This is a genomic window from Mesorhizobium sp. M4B.F.Ca.ET.017.02.2.1 (assembly GCF_003998955.1).
In the GTDB taxonomy this organism is placed as follows: Bacteria; Pseudomonadota; Alphaproteobacteria; order Rhizobiales; family Rhizobiaceae; genus Mesorhizobium; species Mesorhizobium abyssinicae.
On record NZ_RZOF01000404.1, the window covers coordinates 1 to 5,204 of the forward strand.

General features: G+C 65.0%; 6 protein-coding genes. 1 reads left to right on the plus strand and 5 read right to left on the minus strand.

What is annotated here, in order from left to right; all coding sequences use genetic code 11:
* On the minus strand, nt 1-1,827 hold a 1,827-nt coding region (locus tag EN738_RS30445), incomplete at its 3' end, for an NADH:flavin oxidoreductase (RefSeq protein WP_127286853.1).
* Between the two features lie 140 nt (nt 1,828-1,967).
* Here EN738_RS30445 and queF point away from each other — a divergent pair.
* Nucleotides 1,968-2,429 (plus strand): preQ(1) synthase, encoded by a 462-nt coding sequence (gene queF / locus EN738_RS30450; protein WP_127286854.1) that lies wholly within the window; start codon nt 1,968-1,970, stop codon nt 2,427-2,429.
* A 20-nt stretch (nt 2,430-2,449) separates the two neighbouring features.
* Here queF and EN738_RS30455 read toward each other — a convergent pair whose 3' ends face one another.
* From EN738_RS30455 to EN738_RS30470, 4 genes are all read right to left on the minus strand, one after another.
* On the minus strand, nt 2,450-3,025 hold the full coding sequence (locus EN738_RS30455) for a hypothetical protein (RefSeq protein WP_127286855.1): 576 nt from the start codon (nt 3,023-3,025) through the stop codon (nt 2,450-2,452).
* Nucleotides 3,026-3,029: 4 nt separating this feature from the next.
* Entirely contained in the window at nt 3,030-3,509 is a 480-nt protein-coding gene (locus tag EN738_RS30460; RefSeq protein ID WP_127286856.1) for a DUF3828 domain-containing protein, read from the minus strand.
* Nucleotides 3,510-3,680: 171 nt separating this feature from the next.
* Nucleotides 3,681-4,790, minus strand: a complete 1,110-nt coding sequence (locus EN738_RS30465) for a mandelate racemase/muconate lactonizing enzyme family protein (protein WP_127286857.1) — start codon at nt 4,788-4,790, stop codon at nt 3,681-3,683.
* A 90-nt stretch (nt 4,791-4,880) separates the two neighbouring features.
* Nucleotides 4,881-5,204 (minus strand): cobalamin-dependent protein (locus EN738_RS30470; RefSeq protein ID WP_189606045.1); only part of this gene is annotated, 324 nt, incomplete at its 5' end.

The window sequence follows — 5,204 nt, forward strand, 5'->3', positions numbered from 1 at the left end:
CTCGACCCCCCCCGGGTCGCCCCGCCGCTCGACGCGCCAGCCGTCGGCGAAGTCCGAGGCGAGCTCGGCGACGAGCTGGTTGCCCTCGCGCCGCACCGAACGCAGCCTGGTGTTGATGGTGATGGTGACGCCCTTCTCCTGGAAAACGCGCATATAGGGCACATGGTTCAGGCCGCCCATTTCCGGCGCGAAGAAGCGCTCCGGCGAGACCAGCTCCAGCCTGGAGCCGCCATTGGCGATGAGTTCGGCAGCCCCCATGCCCTGATGGCCGCCATTGTCGTCATAGAGCAGCACGCTCTCGGCCGGTTTGACGGCACCCGCCATGATGTCCCAGCTCGAGGTGACGAGGTTATCGCCGGCCGTCAGCGGCGGATTCTGCGGTAAGCCGCCGGTGGCGACGATCACCACATCCGGCGACAGTGCCAGCACATCATCCTTCTCGGCCCAGGTGTCGTAGCGGATCTCGACGCCGAGACGGTCCAGCTCCGCCAGCCGCCAGTCGATGATGCCGATCAGTTCCTTGCGGCGCGGGTTCTGCGTCGCCAGCCGCACCTGGCCGCCAGCCTGGCTGGAGGCTTCGAGCACCGTCACCTGATGGCCGCGCTCCGCCGCGACGCGCGCCGCCTCCAGGCCGCCGGCGCCGGCGCCGACCACGACCACCTTGCGCCTGGGCCCGCCGCTCTTCGCGATGATGTGCGGTATCTCGGCCTCGCGGCCGGTCGCGGCGTTGTGGATACACAGCGCCTCGCCGCCCTCGTAGATGCGGTCGAGGCAATAGGTGGCGCCGACGCAAGGCCGGATCTCATGCTCTCGGCCCTCCATCACTTTGCGCATGATGTGCGGATCGGCGATATGGGCGCGGGTCATGCCGACCATGTCGAGTTTTCCCGTCGCAATCGCGTGGCGCGCGGTCGCTACGTCGGAAATGCGTGCCGCATGGAAGGTCGGGAACTTCGTCGCCGCCCTCACCTCGCCGGCGAAATCGAGATGCGGCGAGGAGCGCATTCCGGTCACCGGGATGACCTTGGTCAGTGCTGCATCGGTCTCGATCGAGCCGCGGATGATGTTGAGGAAATCGACCTTGCCCGAGGAGGCGAGCCGCCTGGCGATCTCGACGCCCTCCTCCTTCGACAGGCCCTTCTCAAAATCCTCGTCGGCGACCATGCGGATGCCAACGACGAACTTTTCGCCGACCGCGGCGCGCACGGCGTCGAGCACCAGGTTGGTGAAGCGCAGGCGGTTGTCGAGCGAGCCGCCATATTCGTCTTCACGATGGTTGGTGGCCGGCGACCAGAAGCCGTCCATCAGGTGGCCGTAGGATTCGAACTCGATGCCGTCGAGGCCGGCCGCCTGGCAGCGCTGCGCGGCGGACGCATAGTCGGCGACGATGCGCTCGATATCCCAGTCCTCGATGGTCTTCGGAAAGGCGCGATGCGCCGGCTCGCGCACCGGCGAAGCCGACAGCACCGGCAGCCAGTCGGCCTTGTTCCAGCCGGTGCGGCGGCCGAGATGGGTGATCTGGATCATCACCTTGCAGTCGTGCTCGTGGCAGGCATCCGCGAGTTCGGCGAGCCACGGCACGATGCGGTCGTCATAGACATGCAGATTGCCGAAGGCGGCCGGGCTGTCGCGCGAGACGATGGCCGACCCGGCGGTCATGGTCAGCGCCATGCCGCCCTTGGCCTTCTCGGCATGATAGAGCCGGTAGCGCTCTTTCGGCATTCCATCCTCGGAATAAGCCGGCTCGTGGCTCGTCGACATCACCCGGTTCTTCAGCGTCAGGTGCTTGAGCTGGTAGGGCTGGAGAAGCGGGTCGTTGCTGGTCATCGTCTTCCTGCTGGTTCAAGATTGTGGTTGAGCAGCGCGCGCCGCCCAGCGTCCATTTCTCGCATCGGATCGGTCCGAAAACCGCTGCGCGCCTTCCGGTCCGGTGCTAATGAGCGGCAAAACTCAAGGAACTCGGACCCATGATCGACACCAAAAACCTCACCCAGCTCGGCGCGCACGTCGAGACGCCACAGAGCCCTGAAACAGCGGTCCTGGAGACCGTGCCGTTTACGCGCGGTGACGGGCCGCCGGCGATCGTGCGCTTCACCTGCCCGGAATTCACCTCGCTCTGCCCGGTCACCGGCCAGCCGGATTTCGCCCATATCGTCATCGACTATGCGCCCGATGCTCTGCTGGTGGAATCGAAGTCGCTGAAGCTGTTCATGACCTCGTTCCGCAACCACGGCGCTTTCCATGAAGACTGCACCGTGATGATCGGCCGCCGCATCGTTGAAGCGACCAAGCCGCTCTGGCTGCGCATCGGCGGCTACTGGTTCCCGCGCGGCGGCATCCCGATCGACGTGTTCTGGCAGACCGGCGCGCCGCCGGAAGGCGCCTGGCTGCCCGACACCGGCGTGGCACCCTATCGCGGGCGCGGCTGAGCGGGATGGCGTGATCGCGCTCATTCGCACTGGTACTGGCTGAGCGCCCATTCGCCGGTGACCGACAGAAGGTCGGAGATCTTCCAGTCGCCGCCGACCTTCTTCAGCTTCCATTCCAGCCGGTGCGCGTTGTTTGCGACGACGAAGGCGACGACCACCTTGGCCTCGTCGCCCCTGACCGCCTCGATCGTCTTCAGGCTGCCTTCGATCGCCGCCTTGTCGTAGTCGGCATTGTCGAGCGCCATGTTGGGATCGAGGCATTCGCCCTGCCCTGAGTTGCGCAGCGCATCGCTCTTGTCGAGCACCGTTTTCGCTGGGTCGATGAAGTTCTTGCGCTCAGCCGGATCGAGCTCAAGCCCGAGATGCTCGTAGAACGGCTTCACCAGCGCCGTCGGCGAATCCGGCAGCACCGGTGCTGCAGTTGCACTTTCCGCTGGCGGCGATGCGGCCGGCGGGGTTGCCGTGTCGTCGGAAGGCGCGTTGTCGGCCGGGGCATTTGCCGGTGGCGCGCCGAACAGGCCCTGGGCGCAGGCGCCGCTCACACCCGCCGCCAGCATCGAAATGGTCGCAAACGCCAGGACAATGCCACGCACCATGGCATTACTCCGGCGCCTTGTCGGGCATGCATTCCAGCGCGCTCAGCGTCCAGCCGCTGGTCTTGGAGGCGATGTCGGCAATCTTCCATTTGCCGTCGACCTTCTTCAGCGACCAGACCATTTCGCGTTTGGAATCATCGCCTTCCGGGAACAGGCTGAAAGTCGCCGTGACCTCGGCGCTATCGCCGTTGACGGCTTCGGCAAGCTTCAGCGTTTTCGCCAGGGTTTTCTGATCGAAGTCCTGCGCGTCGAGGCCCGGATCGAAGTCGAGGCAGGCGACCTCGTCCGGATTGTTCTTGGCGGCCCGATCGTTGAGGGCAAACAGCTTGGTCACCGGCTCGGTGAAACGGTCGCGATATTGCTCGTCGCCCTCGAACCTGACCTCGGGAACATAGAAGAACTTCACGGCGTTGGAGGCCGGGCCCGCCAGAGCGGCGGCGGGCAAGGCAACGGAAAGGACGGCGGCCAGCACTATCGGTCTCATCGAGGATCTCCGGGCATCGGCAAAAATGGCAAGACGCCCCTTGCATATCGGCTTTTTTGCGGCTCATGAAGTCCCGGAGCGCCGCCCTCGGGCGGCCCGCCGGATGTCGCGGAGGGTCGCAATCGCCGACGATGCTGGCCATATGCAATCGCCGCGACCGTCACTGTATTCTCAGCCTCCGAACGTCGCGACAGGCGCTTTGAGTTGGGAGCGCTCAGGCTTGACGCCGAGCCCTGGCATCTGGGGGACCCGTATATGCCCGTTTTCGATAATGATCGGGTTTGCGGGGTCCATGTGCCCTTCGATGTATTCCTGCGCGATCCAGGCCCCCTCAAAACGCCTCGGCTCGACGGTAGCGGCGAGGTGCACGCATGCCGCGGCGATGATGTCCCCACCCCAGGCATCATCGCAGCTGTGCGGCAGCGATCGTATCGCGCACAGGTCGCGGACCGTGACCATCTTGGTGAGGCCGCCAAGGCGGGTGACCTTCAATCCGAATCCGTCCGCGATGCCTGAAGAAATTGCCAGCAGGACGGCATTCAAATCCTCGGTATTCTCGTCGAGGTAGACCGGATGGGTCACGCGTCCCTTGAGGCTCGCGACTTCCTCCATTGTGTTGCAGGGCTGTTCGAACACGAACGGGATTGCCTGGCAGAGCCGGTCGATGTGCAGCGCCGCCGCGGTGGTGAGGCCACGATTGGCGTCGACCGCGATGCGGGCCTTGAAGCCCACCGCCTCCCATACCTTGTGCACGGTGGCGAGGTCCTGTTCGATATCCCCTCCGCCTATCTTGATCTGAAGCCGTTTGTATCCGGCCTTGACCTTGTCCGCGGCAATACGCGCCGTCTCGTCGGGCGCACCGACGATAGTCGAGTAGTAGGAAGGCACACGATCGGTGAGCGCGCCGCCCAGGAGTGTTGAAACCGGCACGCCCAGCCGCTGGCCGGTGAGGTCGAGGAAGGCTATGTCCAAGGCCGCCTTGGCATAGTTGTGGCCGTTCAGCCGCTCGTCCATTCGCTTCGCAAGGCGGCGCATGGACGCGGTGTCCTCGCCGATGAGCCCGGGCGCCATTTCGGCAATTGCCGCTCGCGCACCCAGGGCGTGTTGGGGCTGGTAGACAGGGCCGACCGGGCACGTCTCACCCCAGCCTGACAGTCCATCCTCGGTGGTGACTTCAACCAGCGTGCTGTCCAGATCCCGCACGGTATCGCTGGCCATCCTGTAGGCACCGCCTTTGACAGGCAGGAGCACCTGATAGACCTTGATCGACGCGATGCGCATGCGGGCGTCAGCCCCCTTCGAGCCAAGCGATTTTGGCCACCCAGCCGACCTCACGCCTGACGTTCACAAACCCGGATCGCATCGCTGTGCTCAAGTCCGCACATTGTGCTTGCGCTTCATGAAGTCCTTGGCGGTCTCGACCGCCACCGCCGCGTCGCGGCAGTAGGCGTCGGCGCCGACCGCCTTGCCGAACTCCTCGTTGAGCGGCGCGCCGCCGACCAGCACGACATAGTCGTCGCGGATGCCCTTTTCCTTCATCGTGTCGATGACGACCTTCATGTAGGGCATGGTGGTGGTGAGCAGCGCCGACATGCCGATGATGTCGGGCTGGTGCTGCTCGATCGCCTCCAGATACTTCTCGACCGCATTGTTGATGCCGAGGTCGATGACGTCGAAGCCGGCGCCCTCCATCAT